This window comes from Rhizobacter sp. P1_G5 (assembly GCF_056405435.1).
On record NZ_JBFUCB010000067.1, the window covers coordinates 1 to 16,347 of the forward strand.

Sequence of the window (16,347 nt, forward strand, 5' to 3'; positions counted from 1 at the left end):
CTATGACAAGCACCACCTGGTGCCGTTCGGCGAGTTCATCCCGACCGGCTTTCGCTGGTTCACCGAGCTGATGAACATCCCGCTGGGCGACTTCAACCGCGGCCCGGTGGGGGCGCCGTCGTTCGAGGTGAAGGGCCAGCGCATCGCGCCCAACATCTGCTACGAGGATCTGTTCGGCGAGGAGCTGGCGGCGCATTTCCGCGAGCCGGAGCGGGCGCCGACCATTTTCGCGAACCTCAGCAACATCGGCTGGTTCGGCGACACCATCGCGCTGGCGCAGCACCTGAACATCTCGCGCATGCGGGCGATCGAGTTCCAGCGGCCGATGCTGCGCGCGACGAACACTGGCGTGACGGCGGTGATCGACCACACCGGGCGGGTCACGCACCAGCTGCCGCCGCTGACGACGGGGGTGTTGCAGGCGCCGGTCGAGGGCCGCGAGGGAATGACGCCGTACGCGAGCTGGGCGGCGCGCTTCTGGCTGTGGCCGCTGCTCGTTGGCGCGCTGTTGTCGCTGGTGATCGTGGTCCCCCTGCGCCGTTCGTAGGTGCTGCTGGCATATTGGCCCGTGCCTTTGCCGAACCAGTGGCTTGATGCGTAGAAGAAGCGCCTGGCGCGCCCGGGTGACAACCCGGGCTCAAACCTCATTTGTTCGCTTGTCACCTCCCAAAAGGCAGGGTGGTGGCAGAAGGCGCGTGCGGGGAGGCTGTGGAGCGCCAATCAGGACGGGTCGCCGGAGCTGGCTGGTTTCGCGGCCCGCGCGCGTCAGCGCGCTTCGTGCACTGACTGTCGCCGACTGTTTGACCACAACGAACGAAGTGAGTGGCGGGAGTTTCGGCGACGGGCCGCGAAACCAGTCAGCGGAGGGAAGTCATCGCCCCCAGGGGCGATGACCGACCCGGCCGGCGAGCCACAGCCTCCCCGCACGCGCCTTCCACGCAGGCGCGCCGCCTAGAATCGCCAGTTCCGCGTTCACCCAACGCGGCGTCTCTTCCACTATCGAACCCCTATGCTGACCTTCCAGCAAATCATCCTGCGCCTGCAAGACTACTGGGACCSCCAAGGCTGCGCGCTGCTGCAGCCCTAYGACATGGAGGTCGGCGCCGGCACCAGCCACACCGCCACCTTCCTGCGCGCGCTCGGCCCGGAACCCTGGAAGGCGGCCTACGTGCAGCCCAGCCGCCGCCCGAAGGACGGCCGCTACGGCCAGAACCCGAACCGCCTGCAGCACTATTACCAGTACCAGGTCGTGCTGAAGCCGGCGCCGGCCAACATCCTCGAGCTGTACCTCGGCTCGCTCGAAGCGCTCGGCTTCGACCTGAAGGCCAACGACGTGCGCTTCGTCGAGGACGACTGGGAGAACCCGACGCTCGGCTGCTGGGGCCTCGGCTGGGAGGTCTGGCTGAACGGCATGGAGGTCACGCAGTTCACCTACTTCCAGCAGGTCGGCGGCATCGACTGCAAGCCGATCACCGGCGAGATCACCTACGGGCTGGAGCGCCTGGCGATGTACCTGCAAGGCGTCGACAACGTCTACAACCTGAAGTGGACCGACACCCTCAGCTACGGCGACGTCTACCTGCAGAACGAGATCGAGCAGAGCACCTACAACTTCGAGCACAGCGACGTCGACTTCCTGCTGCAGGCCTTCGCGGCGCACGAGAAGCAGGCCACTTACCTGATGGCGCAGCAGCTCGCGCTGCCGGCCTACGAACAGGTGCTGAAGGCCGGCCACACCTTCAACCTGCTGGACGCGCGCGGCGCGATCAGCGTCACCGAGCGCGCCGCCTACATCGGCCGCATCCGCAACCTGGCGCGTGCCGTCGCGAAGAGCTACCTCGACAGCCGCGCGCGCCTCGGGTTCCCGATGGCCCCCAAGGCCTGGGCCGACGAAGTGATCGAGCAACTGAACAAGAAGAAGGCGGCCTGAGCGATATGAGCACCCACAACCTGCTGATCGAGCTGTTCGTCGAGGAACTGCCGCCGAAGGACCTGAAGCGCTTCGGCGAGGCCTTCGCCGCGACGCTGTCCGCCGGGCTGAAGACGCGCGGCCTGGCCACCGACCATTCCGCGACCACCTCGTACGCCACCCCGCGCCGCCTCGCGGTGCACGTGAGCGCGGTGCGCGCGCAGGCCGACGACCGCGCGGTGTCGCTGAAACTGATGCCGGTCAGCGTGGGCCTCGCCGCCGACGGCCAGCCCACGCCGGCGCTGCTGAAGAAGCTCGCGAGCGTCGGCGCCGATGCGTCGGCGCTGCCGCAGCTCAAGCGCCAGCCCGACGGCAAGGCCGAGGCGCTGTTCTACCACAGCCTCGTCAAGGGGCCGATGCTGGCCGAGGGCCTGCAAGGGGCACTCGACGAGGCCCTGGCCGGCCTGCCGATCCGCAAGGTGATGCAGTACCAGCTGGACGACGGCTGGAGCAGCGTGAACTTCGTGCGCCCGGTGCACGGCCTGGTCGCGCTGCACGGTGCCGACGTGGTGCCGCTGCGGGCGTTCGGCCTGGTGTCGGGCCGCGAGACGCGCGGCCACCGCTTCGAGGCGGCGGTCGAGCCGGTGGTGCTGCAGGATGCCGACCATTACGCGCGCCAGCTCGAAGAGCAGGGCGCGGTGATCGCGAGCTTCGCGGCGCGCCATGCCGAGATCGTGCGCCAGCTGGATCACGCGGCGAAGCAGCAGGGCCTGCAGCCGATCGACGACGCGGCGCTGCTCGACGAGGTGACCGCGCTGGTCGAGCGGCCGAACGTGCTGCTGTGCCGCTTCGAGCCGGAGTTCCTCGATGTGCCGCAGGAATGCCTGATCCTGACGATGAAGGCCAACCAGAAGTACTTCCCGCTGCTCGACGCGGCCGGCAAGCTGACCAACCAGTTCCTGGTCGTCAGCAACATCCGCCCGGCCGATGCGAGCCGCGTGACCGGCGGCAACGAGCGCGTGGTGCGCCCGCGGCTCGCCGATGCGAAGTTCTTCTTCGACCAGGACCGCAAGAAGTCGCTGGCCGATCGCGTCGGGGGGCTGGACAAGGTGGTCTACCACGGCAAGCTGGGCTCGCAGGGCGAGCGGGTGCAGCGGGTGCGGGCGATCGCCGCGGGCATCGCGAAGCAGCTGGGTGCCGACGTGGCGCATGCCGACCGCGCCGCGCTGCTCGCCAAGGCCGACCTGCTGACCGACATGGTCGGCGAGTTCCCCGAGCTGCAGGGCATCATGGGCGGCTACTACGCGCGCCACGATCGCGAGGCCGACGAGGTCGCGCTCGCGATCGAAGACCACTACAAGCCGCGCTTCGCCGGCGATGAACTGCCGCGCGGCCAGGTCGGCGAGATCGTCGCGCTGGCCGACAAATTGGAGACGCTGGTCGGGCTGTTCGGCATCGGCCAGCTGCCCACCGGCGACAAGGATCCGTTCGCGCTGCGCCGCCATGCACTTGGCGTGATCCGGCTGCTGAGCGAACGCCAGCTCGCGCTGCCGCTCGACAAGCTGCTGCACGACGCGGCGCAGGCGTTCGGCGACCGGATCACCGACGCCAGCGCCGCGCTGAGCGACTTCATCTACGAGCGCCTGGCCGGCGCGCTGCGCGAGCAGGGCGCGACGGCGCAGCAGGTCGACGCCGTGCTGTCGCTGCGGCCGAAGGAGCTCGGCGACGTCGGCAAGAAGCTGGCCGCCGTCCGTGCGTTCGCCGCGTTGCCCGAATCCGAATCTCTGGCGGCCGCCAACAAGCGGGTCAGCAACATCCTGAAGAAGGCCGACGGCGAGGTCGCCGAGCAGGTCGATGCGGCGCTGTTCACCGACCCGGCGGAGAAGGCGCTGCACGCCGCGCTGGTCGACATCGAGCGGATCGCCCGGCCAGCCTTCGATCGGCGCGATTTCACCGCCTCGCTGCAGGCGCTCGCGGCGCTGAAGGCGCCGGTCGACGCGTTCTTCGACCAGGTGATGGTGAACGCCGACGATCCGAAGATCCGCGTCAACCGGCTCGGCCTGCTGGCGATCCTGCGCAGCGCGATGAACCGCGTCGCCGACCTCTCCCGGCTCGCGGTGTGAACCATGCCGCGTGAAGCTCGTCCCCAGAGGTCCGATGCCATGAACCTGATCATCCTCGACCGCGACGGCACCATCAACGAAGACCGCGACGACTTCGTCAAGACGGTCGACGAGTGGGTGGCGATRCCGGGGGCGCTCGAGGCGATCGCGCGGCTCAACCACGCCGGCTGGCAGACGGTGATCGCGWCCAACCAGTCGGGSCTGGGSCGCGGCCTSTTCGACRTGGCGACGCTGAACCTGATGCACGCGAAGATGAACGTGCAGCTCGCGCGCGTCGGCGGGCGTGTCAGCGCGGTGTTCTTCTGCCCGCACACGCCCGAAGACCAGTGCGATTGCCGCAAGCCGCTGCCCGGCCTGTACCTGCAGATCGGCGAGCGCTTCGGCGCCGACCTGGCGAACGTGCCGGTGGTCGGCGATTCGCTGCGCGACCTCGAGGCGGCGGTGGCCGCCGGCTGCCCGCCGCACCTGGTGCGCACCGGCAAGAGCGGCGCGCTCGACGAGGCGCAGCTCGCGCAGCTGCACGAGAAGGTGCCCGGCCTGCAGGTGCATGACGACCTGACGGCGTTCGCCGAATACATGATCCAGCAGGAGCGCACGCTGCGCGGCGCCTCCGGCAAGACCGACTCCGGATTCGGAAGRCTCGATTGATGTCGAAATTCATTGCGGCGCTGCGTTCGCTGCTGTTCGTGCTGTGGATGGCGGGTACCGTGATCCCGTGGGCGGTGTTCTCGCTGATCGCGTCGATCTTCATCCGCGGCACGCCGCTGTTCTGGTTCACCACCTTCTGGCTGCGCATCGCGATCACCGGCTGCCGCTTCATCTGCGGCGTGCGCTACGAGGTGAAGGGCATGGAGAACCTGCCCGACGGCCCGGCCATCCTGCTGTCCAAGCACCAGTCCACGTGGGAGACCTTCGCGTTCCCGACGCTGATGCCGCGCCCGCTGTGCTACGTGTTCAAGCGCGAGCTGCTGTACATCCCGTTCTTCGGCTGGGCGATGGCGCGGCTCGACATGGTGCACATCGACCGCAGCAAGCGCGCCGAGGCCTGGAACCGCGTGGCCGAGCAGGGCAAGCGCYTSATGGCGCAGGGMAMCTGGGTCATCATGTTCCCCGARGGCACGCGCATCMCGCGCGGCCAGMAGGGCACYTACAARWCCGGCGGYACGCGSCTGGCGATGGCGACCGGCGCGCCGGTGGTGCCGATCGCCGTCAATTCGGCCAGTTGCTGGCCGCGCAAGTCGTTCCTGGTGCGGCCGGGCCTGGTCACCGTGTCGATCGGCAAGCCGATCGCGCCGGCGGGGCGCGAGGCCGACGAGCTGATGCGCGAGGTCGAGGGCTGGATCGAAGGGGAGATGCGGCGCATCGACCCCGGGGCGTACACGCCTTCGTAGCTCGCCCTTAGAATCGCGGCCCATGACTCGACGCGCGCCGGGCCCTGAAGAACCACAGCTGTCGCTGTTCGATGAGTCGCCCCCGGCAGTGTCCGCGGCCCTCTGGCCCTCGCTGCCGCGCATGCCGGTCGTCGACGCCCCTGCGGCACCACCGCCCGTCGCCCCTGCGCCCGTCTCCAGCCTGCAGCCCGCGGTCTTCCGCCATCCGCAGGCCCAGCGCGAGATCCGCCTGAACGATCACCTGGTCGGCTATGCGCTGCGCCGCGCGCGCCGCCAGAGCATCGGCTTCGTCGTCGGCACCGAGGGCCTGAGCGTGGCGGCGCCGAAATGGGTCGGCCAGCAGGACATCGAATCGGCGCTGCGCGAGAAGGCCGGCTGGATCCTGCGCAAGCTCGGCGAGCAGCAGCAGCGCGCGCAGCGGCTGCAGGCGGCCCGCGTCGACTGGCGCGACGGCACCGGCATCCCGTTCCTCGGCGAGACGGTGATCGTCGTGCTCGATCCGCGTGCCACCGGTGCCATCCTGAACACCGATGCGGCCGCGCTGCCGGGCGTGCCGCGGCTCACGCTGCACGTCGGGCTGCCGCAGACCGCGACGCCCGAGCAGATCCGCGACGCGGTGCAGAGCTGGCTGCAGCGGCAGGCGCGGCGCATCTTCGAAGACCGCTGCCGGCATTTCGCGGCGCAGCTGAACGTGCGCTACACGCGGCTGAGCCTGTCGTCGGCGCAGACGCGCTGGGGCAGCGCGAGCGCTGACGGCCGGATCCGGCTGAACTGGCGGTTGATCCACTTCGCGATGCCGAGCATCGATTACGTGGTGGCACACGAGCTGGCGCACCTGCGCGAGATGAACCACAGCCCGCGCTTCTGGGACGTGGTGCGCTCGGTGATGCCGGATTTCGAGCAGGTGCGCGGCACGCTGAAGGACGATGTCCTCCCGGTGTTTGACTGAGATCGTTCGAGCGAGGCTTCGATACCTCAGCCCGAACGGTTGGGGGCCTGCGAAGACTCAAAGCCCGTTCAGCCTGAGGTATCGAAGGCCTGCACGGCACAATCGCCGCCCATGTTCAGCTTGAACAGATACTCCTTCCGCCAGCTGCTGCTCGTCGCCTTCCTGCTGATCGCCGCGCTGCTCAGCGCGGCCTCGCTGCGCGGCCTGTTCCAGCTCGAAGGCCTGCTGCGCCAGAGCAGCGAGGGCGCGCGCCAGGCCGTCGCGCACACCGCCGATGCGCAGGTGCTGGCCGAGCGCACCGTCGCGATGGAACGCGCCGCGCGCCAGTACCTGGTGCTCGACGACCCGGTGCTGCGCCAGCGCTTCGAGGAGGCCGCGCGCGACGCCACCTCGGCGCTCGCCCGCCTCGCCGACAACCGCATCCCGTCGAACCTGGCGGCCGACTGGCGCGCCACCGAATCCGACATCGAGGCCCAGCTGAGCGGCCCCGATCCGGCGATCCGGCTGCGCGAGGTCACCGTGACCACCGCATTCCGGGAGCTCGAGTCGATCAACGCCACGATCGCCGAGCAGGTGCGCCTGGCCACCGAGACCCGCAACCAGGTGCTGATGAGCGAGCTGGAGGCCGGCCGCACCCAGCTCGGCCGGCAGATCCTCGCGGCGATCGGCATCTCGATCGTGATGGCGCTCGGCTTCGGCCTGTGGCTCGCGCGGCCGCTGAAGCACCTGGAGCGCGCCGTCGTCAGCCTCGGCGAGAACCGGCTCGACCAGCCGATCGACATCCGCGGCCCGACCGACGTGCGCCTGCTCGGCCGCCGCCTCGAATGGCTGCGGCTGCGGCTGGCCGAACTCGATTCCGACAAGTCGCGTTTCCTGCGCCATGTCTCGCACGAACTGAAGACGCCGCTGGCCGCGTTGCGCGAAGGCGTCTCGCTGCTCGAAGACGGCGTCACCGGCGAGCTGAGCGAGAACCAGCGCGAGGTCGCGCGCATCCTGCGCCAGAACACCCACGTGCTGCAGAGCCAGATCGAGGACCTGCTGCGCTTCAACGCCGCCGCGTTCGAGGCCCGCCAGCTGGTGCGGCGCAAGACCGAGCTCACCGCGCTGATCAAGGACCTGGTCGCCCAGCAGCGGCTGCAGTGGCAGGCGCGCCAGCTCGCGGTGCTGGTGGAGGGCGAGCCGCTCGTCGCCGAAGTCGATGCCGACAAGCTCGGCGCGGCGCTGGGTAACCTTTTGTCGAACGCGATACGCTTCAGCCCCGCGGGCGCTACCATCCGTTTTTCCGTGACCCGCGTGCCCGGCCGTGCCTGCATCGACATCGTCGACCAGGGCCCGGGCGTTGCGGCGGCCGACCGGGCGCGCGTGTTCGAGCCCTTCTACCGCGGCGAACGCCAGCCGGGCGACGCGGTGCGCGGCAGCGGCATCGGGCTGTCCATCGTGCACGAGTACGTCACGGCCCACGGCGGCCAGGTCGAACTGATGGACGACGGCGGCCCCGGCGGCGCTCACTTTCACATCGAATTGCCCCATGCGCGTTAGTCCTGCCCTCCGTTGCGCTCCCGCCTGGCTCGGCACGTTGCTGCTGGCGGCCTGCGTGACGCCGCCCGCCGAACTGCCGCCACCCGCGCCCGCCGCCTCGGCGCCGGTGCTCGCCCCGGCCCCGGCCGCGTCGGCCGTCGTGATCCTGGTGCCGGCGCCGGTCGAGCCGGCCGACCAGGTGTCGCGGCAGATCCTCGGCTACCACGAGCAACTGCGTCAGATGTCGGCGGCCGACCTCGGCAACGAGATCACGCGCCTGAACGCGATCGTCAGCGCGAACAGCGCCGCGGCGCCGACCGGCGCGGTGCTCGAACTGGCGCTCGCGCTCTCGCAGCAGCACAACGGCGGCGACGTGGCACGCGCGCAGCAGCTGCTCGAATCGGTCGTGAAGGCCGGTGCCGCCGAACTGCAGCCGTGGCAGCCGATGGCGCGCCTGCTGCTCGCGCGCATCGCCGAGCAGCGCCGGCTGGAAGACGCGTTCAACCGCGAGGCCACGCAGCGCCGCGAGCAGCAGCGCACGCTGCAGCAGCTCAACGAGAAGCTCGAGGCGCTGAAGGCGATCGAGCGCAGCATGACGACCCGCCCCGGGCCGGGCGCGAGCGCGGTGCCGGTGACGCCGCTGCCGGCGCCGGCCGCCGCCTCCGCCCCCGCGGCACCGAAGGCGCCCTGAGGGCCCCCGCCGCATGGCCAACATCCTGCTTGTCGACGACGACCCCGACCTGCTGAAGCTGCTGTCGATGCGGCTCGGCGCGGCCGGCCACCGCGTGACCTCGGTCGAGTCGGCCGAGGCGGCGCTGACGCAGCTGGCGGTCGCGCGGCCGCAGCTGGTGGTGAGCGACGTGCAGCTGCCGGGGCGCGACGGCCTCGCGCTGTTCGACGAGATCCGCGCGCGCCATCCGGCGCTGCCGGTGATCCTGCTGACGGCGCACGGCACGATCCCCGATGCGGTCGAGGCCACCGCACGCGGCGTCTTCAGCTACCTGACCAAGCCGTTCGACGGCAAGGCGCTGCTCGACAAGGTGAACCAGGCGCTGGCGCTCGCGCCGCCGTTGCCGCACGCCGAGGATGGCGACRGCGCCTGGCGTGCCGCGATCGTCAGCCGCTCCGGCCCGATGACCGAGCTGCTCGGCGAGGCCAAGATGGTGGCCGCGTCCGATGCGAGCGTGCTGATCCGCGGCGAGAGCGGCAGCGGCAAGGAGCTGCTCGCGCAGGCCATCCACCGCGCGAGCGCGYGTGCCGCGAAGCCGTTCGTCGCGGTGAACTGCAGCGCGATCCCCGAGGCGCTGCTCGAATCCGAGCTGTTCGGCCACGTGAAGGGCTCGTTCACCGGCGCGGTCGCGAACCACCGCGGCCTGTTCGTCACGGCCGACGGCGGCACGCTGTTCCTCGACGAGATCGGYGACATGCCGCCSGCGCTSCAGGTCAAGCTGCTGCGCGTGYTGCAGGAGCGCTCGGTGCGGCCGGTCGGCGCGAGCCAGGCGGTGCCGGTGGACGTGCGCATCCTGTCGGCCACGCACCGCGACCTCGATGCGGCGATGGCCGAGGGCCAGTTCCGCGAAGACCTGTACTACCGGCTCAACGTGGTGTCGCTGCACCTGCCGACGCTGGCCGAACGGCGCGACGACATCCMGCTGCTGGTGAACCACTTCCTCGCGAAGCTGGGCGAGAAGTACGGCAAGCGCTTCAACGGCTTCGCGCCCGAGGCGATGAAGGCACTGACCACCGCGAGCTGGCCCGGCAACGTGCGCCAGCTGCACAACGTGGTGGAACAGGTGTGCGCGCTGACGACCACGCCGCTGATCCCGCTGACGCTGGTGCAGCGCGCGCTGCGCGTGCCGTCGGTCGAGGTGCTGACCTACGCGCAGGCGCGCGAGCGCTTCGAGCGCGACTACCTGGTCGGCCTGCTGAAGCTGACCGATGGCAACGCCGCCGACGCGGCGCGGCTGGCCGACCGCAACCGCACCGAGTTCTACCGGCTGCTGCAGCGCAACGGCCTGACGCCGGGGCAGTTCAAGGCGGCGGCGGACGACGAGGGCTGAACCCGGCGATCGGATTCAAGCCCACGCGGCTGGATGCGAGCCCGGCGGCATCGACGGCCAGCGCCACAGCGGCGGCGTTTCAGAGAACTGCGGCGCATGGCGCACTGCGACGAGGCGACCGAAGCCCGACGGTTCGCTGACGAGGAAGGGCGTGATGTCGGGCGCTTGCGCCTTCAGTCCGCCGTCGACCCGGCCGAGCGACCGCAGCCACTGCCCGACGCCCGCCAGCGACACCTGCACATGCCAGCTGCCGCCTTCGCGCGCCTGGCGCCACAGCGCGGCCTGCGCGCCGAAGGCCAGCAGGTAGCCTGCCGCGTAGTCCAGCGCCTGCAGCGGCAGGGCCTGCGGCTTCGCGGCGCCGGCGGCGCGTGCCTCGGCGTCGTTGAAGCCGGTGGCGGTCTGCACCAGCGAATCGAAGCTGCGCCGCGTCGACCACGGGCCGGTCGATCCGTAGGCCGACAGCGACACCGCGACGATGCCCGGCCGCAGCGCGGCGAGCTGCTCCGGCCCGAAGCCCAGCGCCTGCAGGCCGCCCGGACGGTAGCCCTGCACGAAGACATGCGCATCGGCCAGCAGCTCCTGCAGTCGCTCGCGCCCCGCGCCGCTGCGCAGGTCGAGGTGGGCCGAGCGCTTGCCGCGGCTGGTCTCGGCGATCGCGTCGATGTTGGGCAGGTGGGGCGAATTCAGCAGCAGCACCTCGGCACCGTAGGCCGCGAGCGTGCGGCCGGCCACCGGGCCGGCGAGGATGCGCGTCAGGTCGAGCACGCGCAGGCCGTGCAGCGGGCGATCGGTGTCGGCGGCGTGGGTCCATTCGCGCGGGGCTGCGTCGCCGAGGCGTTCGATGCGCACCGCCGGCTGGCCGGCCAGCGCCAGGGCTTGCGGATGCCGGTCCCAGGTGTCGACGCTGCGCAGCGCGGCGACCACCAGGCCGGCCTGCGCCGCCGCGTCTTCGAACTCCTCGGCGCGCCAGCTGCGCAAGGCCTGCTCGACGGCGGGGCGCTCGGTGGCGTCGCCGGTCGGGCAGCCGAGCAGCTTCAGCGCGCCGTCACGGTGATGCGCGAAGTTCGCGTGCAGGCGCACCCAGCCCGGCTCGCCGAGCGCCTCGCCGCAGCGGTACAGGCCCGACAGCTTGTCCCAGAGATGCAGGGCGCGGCCGTCGAGCGTGAAGTGCGCGCAGCTCTCCAGCACGGCGTTCTCTCGCGGCACCAGCACGCGCTGCCGGCGCCCATGGCGCAGGTGCCACAGCTCGGCGGCCGCGCCGGAGGCAGCGGCCATGCTGGCCTGGATCGCATCGGCGACGGCGAAGCTGCTCGGCAGCACCGGGGCATCGCCGGGCGCTTCGATGTGATCGAGCGCCGCCGCCGGCAGGCCGGCCTGCTGCCACAGGCCGGACAAGGCGTGCTGCGCCGGACCGGCATCACGATCATCGATGGGCACGCGGTGCTCCAGGGGGGGTGAAGATGGCGCGCATTCGACACCGCCACGCGGCACCCGTCAATCGCCCACGTCAATCGCCCACGTCAGGCGCCCAGCCCGGCGATCAGCGAGTGGTGCAGCGAGACGCCGGCCAGCACGCCATCGGCCGACGCGAAGGTGGCGTTGTGGCGCAGGTGGGCCGCATCGCCGGCCGCGTAGACGCCGGGCACGCTGGTCTGCTTCATGTCGTTGACGCGCAGCATCGGGCCGAACGGGCCGTCGGTGAGCTCGCAGCCCAGCGAGTCGACCAGCTCGTGGCCGATGCGCACGCGCGGCGCGACGAACAGCGCGTCCAGCGGCAGCGAGCGGCCGTCCGCGAGGCGCGCCGCGCTGAGCCGCGGCAGCGGCCCTTCGAGGGCCTGCACCACGGCGGGCTCGATCGCGACGCCGTGCGCACGCAGCCGCCCGGCCTCGTCGTCGTCGAGCTGCTGCCCGTTCAGCAGCAGCGTCGTCGGCCCCCACTCCTTGATCAGCAGCGCATGGTGCACCGAGGCCGGTCCGGCCGACAGCACGCCGAGGCGCCGCCCGGCCTCTTCGTAGCCGTGGCAGTACGGGCAGTGCAGCACGCTCACGCCCCAGCGCGGCGCGAGGCCGTCGATGTCGGGGAAGGTGTCCTGCACGCCGATCGCCAGCAGCAGCCGGCGCGCGGCGAGCGTGCGGCCGTCGTCGAGCKACACGCTGAACTGCCGGCCGCCATCGCCATCACCGTCCCGGCGTGCGCGCAGCGCGCGGCCGCTGACGAACTGCACCGTCGGGTAGGCCTGCACGCGTTCGCGTGCGGCAGCGATCAGCTGCAGCGGCGGCGTGCCGTCCTGCGCGAAGAAGCCGTGCGACCGGGCCGCGAAGCGATTGCGCGGTGCGCCGTCGTCGACCACCGCGACCGTGCGGCGGGCGCGCGCCAGCTGCAGCGCGGCCGACAGGCCGGCGAAGCTGCCGCCGATCACGACGGCGTCAAGGGATGCATCGAGGGTTTCAATGGGCATGGTGGAAGTCCTTCATCGTGTGGCCGGTGGCTTTCAGCCGGCGGTGGAAATCGTTCGACAGGTCGGCGAGCGTCACCTGGCCGAGCCGTGCCAGCAGCAGCGCCTCGGCTTCCTGGCAGGCGTGGTCGAGCGCGGCGTTGACCGCCTGCTCGACGAGGCAGCCGGGGCTTTCGGTGCGGTTGCCGAACGCGAGCAACCCAGGCGAGCCGAGCGCCGCATGGATGTCGCCGAGCGTCACCTCGTGCAGCGGGCACGACAGCACCCAGCCGCCGCCGTGCCCCTTGGCCGACGCGACGAAGCCGGCTTCACGCAGCCCCGTCATCAGCCGGCGCACGACCACGGGATTCGTCTGCATCGCGCCGGCGAGCGATTCGGAGGTGGCTGGCCCGTCCTGCTCGGCCATGTGCAACAGCACGTGCAGGACGCCGGAAAGCTTGCTGTCTCGTTTCATGCAACATTATGAGTTGCGTGATGTGCGGGGCGCCCGGACCCGGCTCCGAAAACCCCACGCTGCGGCAGGGCAATCCAGCGGGCAGCGTGTCAGCGCCGTGCGCCAGGCGCCCCGGCCGCCGTCACGACGCGGTGCACGAACGCCAGCTTGCGCACCACCGGCTCGGGCATCACGAAGGGGTAGGCGTCGTGCGAGCCGAGGCTGCGCGACATCGCGTTGATGAACTGCGAGATCGGCAGCCAGCGTTCGATCAGGGCCGGCTCGAGGGCGTCGTCGCGCGGCTCCAGGGCCGCCGCGCGCACCGGCTCGCCACCCGGCGATGCGAGCTGCAGGCCCCAGGCCGAGGCGGTTTCCAGGCCGTCCTGCACGTGCAGGTAGTGGGCCCAGCATTCGGCCCAGTCCTCCCACGGGTGCGCGCTCGCGTAGGCGCTGACGAACTGCTGCGGCCAGTCGGCGGGCGGCGCGCCGTAGTGGGCCTGCAGCGCCTGCGCGTAGTCGGCGCGCTCGTCGCCGAACAACGCGCGGAACTCGTCCAGCCACGGCGTGCCGTCGACCAGCAGGTCCCAGTAGTAGTGCCCGATCTCGTGCCGGAAGTGACCAAGCAGCGTGCGGTAGGGCTCGTGCATCTCGGTGCGCGTCTTCTCGCGCTGCGCATCGTCGGCTTCGCGCACGTTCAGCGTGATGGTGCCGTTGTCGTGGCCGGTCATCACGCGCTGGCCGGGCTGCATCTCCGCGAGGAACTCGAACCACACGCCTTGCTCGGGATCGACGGCCTTGCTGCGCACCGGCAGGCCGAGCGACAACAGGCTGTACACCAGCCGGCGCTTGGCCTGCTCGATGCGTTGCCACGACAGCAGGTTGTCCGGTTCGCTGAGCGCCGGCAGGATGTGCGTGGTCTGGCACGAGGTGCACAGCGTCGCGTCGCTTGCGGCCGGCACCATCCAGTTGCAGGCCTGCGCGCCGGTGTAGTTGTGGCAAGGGCGCTGGGCCGCGGCGCCTTCGCGCAAGCGGTTCCAGTGGCCGTCGGCCGCGATCTCGAACGCGCCCATCGCCAGCTCATCCGGCACGAAGCCGAGCACGGCGCCACAGCGCTCGCAGGCCACGTTCTCGAAGAACACACGCAGTCCGCAGCGCTCGCACGACAAGGTCTTCATGCGGCGAGCATAGGAGTCCGCAGCAGCGCGCTGCTGCGCCGCAGCGCCCGTCGGCGTGTAGGACGAACGCGCATTCGCGGCCCTTCCCCCCAACGAGGGGAGTGGCGGTCCCCCTCACCCTGATGGGCGGGTTTGAGCAACTGTCATGCAAGCTCCACCACAATCGCCGTTCAGGTCCGTGGACACAGAACAGGACCGCAAGGTATCGCAAAAAAAAGGGGAACGGGATGATGTTCACGCTGCGCATGGCGCCCGACTGGGCGGAGCAGGTCCGCAAGATCCGCGAGGCGGTCACCGAAGACACGCACCTGATCCGGGCCGACAACGGCTTCTACCGCGTCTGCCGCGCGGGCGATGCGGGCTTCCAGGTTCGCGTGCAGCCGGGCAGCGGCGCCCGAGGCGTGGAACTGAGGCTGCGCGAGAGCGACCTCGACGTGACGCACATCGACGGCGGGCCGTTCGAGCCCGGCACCGCCCGTGTCGATCCGCGCCGGCTGCAGGCGCCCGCGTTCGACGAGGCGCTGCTTGCATTGCAACGCAGCGCCGGCCCGCAGCGCTTCGAAGCGCAATCGTTGCTGGTGCTGTGCGTGGCCGGATCGCTGCGCAGCGACGTGCTCGCGGCGAAAATCGGCCAGTGGCTGCGCGTCGTGACGACCGGCCTGCCCGGCGCGTCGGCGCAGTTGGCGGTGGGCGAACTGCTGCAGGAGGCGCGGGCCTGGGGCCCGGCCTGCGAATCGATCTTCAATGCGATCACCGGCACCGCGCGCGGCATCGCGCTGAAGCGCCGCGCGGAGCTGACGCCGCTGCAGCGGCATTTCAGCGAACGGGTCGACCTGGCGAAGGTCGAGCCGGGGCTGCAGGCCGCGGCGCGCAGCCTCCAGGTGCTGAAGCGGCCGAAGTGAGCTGAGCCCTCAGGGCACCGCGCGGCAGCCGGTCAGCAGTTCCAGCAGGCGTGACTGGATCGCCTGGCGCGACGACGACTTCGCGAACTCGCTGCGCGCCATCAGCTGCGCGCCGGCCGGCGTCTTGCGAAAGCGGTCGACCGCGGCAATCTCTTCTTCGGTGTACTCGGCGATCGGTGCCGTCAGCGTCTCGCCGGCATCGAGCCGGGCCTGCGTCACGCTGCGCTCGGCGTACTTCCGGCCGGCCGGCGTCGCGAGGAAGGCCTCGATCGCATCGATCTCGGCCGCGCTCCAGTTGTCCTTCACGGCGGTCTCGAAGACGGGGACCAGCGCGCCGGGTTGCAGCGACTGGACGCAGGTGGCGGCGTCGACGGTGATCTTGCCGCCTTGGCGGGCTTCGCGCATCGCGCTCTGCACGCCGAGCAGCGTGGAGCGGGCGAGCAGCGTCGCGCTGGCGGTGGGAGTGGCCGCCCTGCCGGGGATCGCCTGGGTGGCGAGCAGCGCAGCGAAGACGGTGGCAGTCAGGGGGGTGGTGATTCGCATCCGGCGATTTTCCCGCATCCGGCGCGGCCAACGGCAACGCAAGGTAAGCAAGCCGCGTAGGCGGATCCTGCGTTCCGTTCGGCCCGCCGTCCGACAGACTGCGGCCTCGAGGATGAACAGACTTCAGCGATCCACCGCTTGAAGGAGCCGTTCATGAAGACTTCCACCATGTTGCCCACCGTGTTGCGCTCGTTCGCGCTGGCGCCGCTGATCGTGCTGAGCGTCTCCGCCGCCATGGCCGCCGACAGGACGGCCCAGCAGACCGCCCGTGCCCGCTTCGAGCAGGACAGCGCCGTCTGCAACAGCGGCCGCTCGAACCAGGACCGTGCGACCTGCATGCAGGAAGCGCGCGCCGCACTGGCCGCGGCACAGGGCGGCCGCCTGCCGGAGCCGGACCCCAGCCTGGCCCGCAACGCGACCCGGCGTTGCGCCGCGTTGCCGATGGAGGACCGCGCGGATTGCGAAGCGCGCATGCGCGGCCAAGGGACGACCAGCGGCAGCGCCGCTGCGGGTGGCATCTACCGCGAGCTCGTCACGCGCACCGTCGGCCCGGTGGAGCCTGCCGCCTCGGCCGCCGAGCCCGCTCCCCGGTGACGGACGCGTCAGGCTGACGCCAGCGCCGCCGCGTCCACCGGCAGCTTGCGCAAGCGCCGGCCGGTGGCCGCGAAGATCGCGTTGGTGACGGCCGGCGCGAGGCCCGAGGTGCCGGGCTCGCCCATGCCGCCGGGTGCCTCGCCGCTCGCGACCAGGTGCACCTCGATCGCGGGCGCTTCGTTCATCCGCACCACCCGCACGTCGTGGAAGTAGGATTGCTCGATGCGCCCGTTCGCGAGCGTCGCCTGCCCCCACAGCGCGCCCGAGATCCCGAAGATCACGCCGCCCATCAGC

General features: G+C 71.0%; 16 protein-coding genes and 1 pseudogene. 11 read left to right on the top strand and 6 right to left on the bottom strand.

Features of this window, described 5'->3' with window-relative positions; translation table 11 throughout:
* From lnt to AC1D12_RS07425, 9 genes are all read left to right on the top strand, one after another.
* A partial coding sequence (gene lnt, locus AC1D12_RS07385) for an apolipoprotein N-acyltransferase (protein WP_477839670.1) occupies window positions 1–547 on the top strand: 547 nt, incomplete at its 5' end.
* Window positions 548–1,009: 462 nt separating this feature from the next.
* Window positions 1,010–1,930: a glycine--tRNA ligase subunit alpha gene (gene glyQ / locus AC1D12_RS07390; protein WP_477839672.1), complete on the top strand. Its 921-nt coding sequence runs from the start codon at window positions 1,010–1,012 to the stop codon at window positions 1,928–1,930.
* A gap of 5 nt (window positions 1,931–1,935) precedes the next feature.
* The gene (gene glyS / locus AC1D12_RS07395; RefSeq protein WP_477839674.1) at window positions 1,936–4,032 is read left to right on the top strand and encodes a glycine--tRNA ligase subunit beta; all 2,097 of its coding nucleotides are present in this window, start codon (window positions 1,936–1,938) and stop codon (window positions 4,030–4,032) included.
* A gap of 39 nt (window positions 4,033–4,071) precedes the next feature.
* Entirely contained in the window at window positions 4,072–4,680 is a 609-nt protein-coding gene (gmhB, locus tag AC1D12_RS07400; RefSeq protein WP_477839676.1) for a D-glycero-beta-D-manno-heptose 1,7-bisphosphate 7-phosphatase, read from the top strand.
* Window positions 4,680–5,423: a lysophospholipid acyltransferase family protein gene (locus tag AC1D12_RS07405; RefSeq protein WP_477839678.1), complete on the top strand. Its 744-nt coding sequence runs from the start codon at window positions 4,680–4,682 to the stop codon at window positions 5,421–5,423. Before gmhB ends, AC1D12_RS07405 begins: the two co-directional genes overlap by 1 nt.
* 22 nt (window positions 5,424–5,445) lie before the next feature.
* Window positions 5,446–6,372, top strand: a complete 927-nt coding sequence (locus AC1D12_RS07410) for a M48 family metallopeptidase (RefSeq protein ID WP_477839680.1) — start codon at window positions 5,446–5,448, stop codon at window positions 6,370–6,372.
* A 111-nt stretch (window positions 6,373–6,483) separates the two neighbouring features.
* Window positions 6,484–7,911, top strand: a complete 1,428-nt coding sequence (locus AC1D12_RS07415) for a sensor histidine kinase (RefSeq protein ID WP_047506725.1) — start codon at window positions 6,484–6,486, stop codon at window positions 7,909–7,911.
* Complete coding sequence (locus AC1D12_RS07420) at window positions 7,901–8,581, top strand: hypothetical protein (protein WP_477829452.1); 681 nt, start codon at window positions 7,901–7,903, stop codon at window positions 8,579–8,581. The genes AC1D12_RS07415 and AC1D12_RS07420 overlap by 11 nt, the downstream gene beginning before the upstream one ends.
* Window positions 8,582–8,594: 13 nt before the next feature.
* Entirely contained in the window at window positions 8,595–9,950 is a 1,356-nt protein-coding gene (locus AC1D12_RS07425; protein WP_477839683.1) for a sigma 54-interacting transcriptional regulator, read from the top strand.
* Window positions 9,951–9,965: 15 nt separating this feature from the next.
* Here AC1D12_RS07425 and AC1D12_RS07430 read toward each other — a convergent pair whose 3' ends face one another.
* From AC1D12_RS07430 to AC1D12_RS07445, 4 genes are all read right to left on the bottom strand, one after another.
* Window positions 9,966–11,387 (bottom strand): CoA transferase, encoded by a 1,422-nt coding sequence (locus AC1D12_RS07430; protein ID WP_477827535.1) that lies wholly within the window; start codon window positions 11,385–11,387, stop codon window positions 9,966–9,968.
* 83 nt (window positions 11,388–11,470) lie between these two features.
* On the bottom strand, window positions 11,471–12,409 hold the full coding sequence (locus AC1D12_RS07435; RefSeq protein ID WP_477839685.1) for an NAD(P)/FAD-dependent oxidoreductase: 939 nt from the start codon (window positions 12,407–12,409) through the stop codon (window positions 11,471–11,473).
* Window positions 12,399–12,860: an Rrf2 family transcriptional regulator gene (locus tag AC1D12_RS07440; protein ID WP_465112801.1), complete on the bottom strand. Its 462-nt coding sequence runs from the start codon at window positions 12,858–12,860 to the stop codon at window positions 12,399–12,401. Before AC1D12_RS07440 ends, AC1D12_RS07435 begins: the two co-directional genes overlap by 11 nt.
* A gap of 89 nt (window positions 12,861–12,949) precedes the next feature.
* Complete coding sequence (locus AC1D12_RS07445; protein WP_477839687.1) at window positions 12,950–14,014, bottom strand: zinc-binding metallopeptidase family protein; 1,065 nt, start codon at window positions 14,012–14,014, stop codon at window positions 12,950–12,952.
* A gap of 227 nt (window positions 14,015–14,241) precedes the next feature.
* Between AC1D12_RS07445 and AC1D12_RS07450 the strand changes: the two genes are divergently transcribed.
* Window positions 14,242–14,916, top strand: coding sequence for a ribosome-inactivating family protein (locus tag AC1D12_RS07450; protein ID WP_477827710.1), 675 nt, complete (start codon window positions 14,242–14,244; stop codon window positions 14,914–14,916).
* Between the two features lie 9 nt (window positions 14,917–14,925).
* Here AC1D12_RS07450 and AC1D12_RS07455 read toward each other — a convergent pair whose 3' ends face one another.
* The gene (locus tag AC1D12_RS07455) at window positions 14,926–15,459 is read right to left on the bottom strand and encodes a hypothetical protein (protein ID WP_477827711.1); all 534 of its coding nucleotides are present in this window, start codon (window positions 15,457–15,459) and stop codon (window positions 14,926–14,928) included.
* 153 nt (window positions 15,460–15,612) lie between these two features.
* On the opposite strand from AC1D12_RS07455, the gene AC1D12_RS07460 reads away from it, so the two are divergent.
* On the top strand, window positions 15,613–16,053 hold the full coding sequence (locus tag AC1D12_RS07460) for a hypothetical protein (RefSeq protein WP_477839689.1): 441 nt from the start codon (window positions 15,613–15,615) through the stop codon (window positions 16,051–16,053).
* 8 nt (window positions 16,054–16,061) lie between these two features.
* Here AC1D12_RS07460 and AC1D12_RS07465 read toward each other — a convergent pair.
* A pseudogene (locus AC1D12_RS07465) lies at window positions 16,062–16,347 on the bottom strand (xanthine dehydrogenase family protein molybdopterin-binding subunit); the annotation flags it as partial.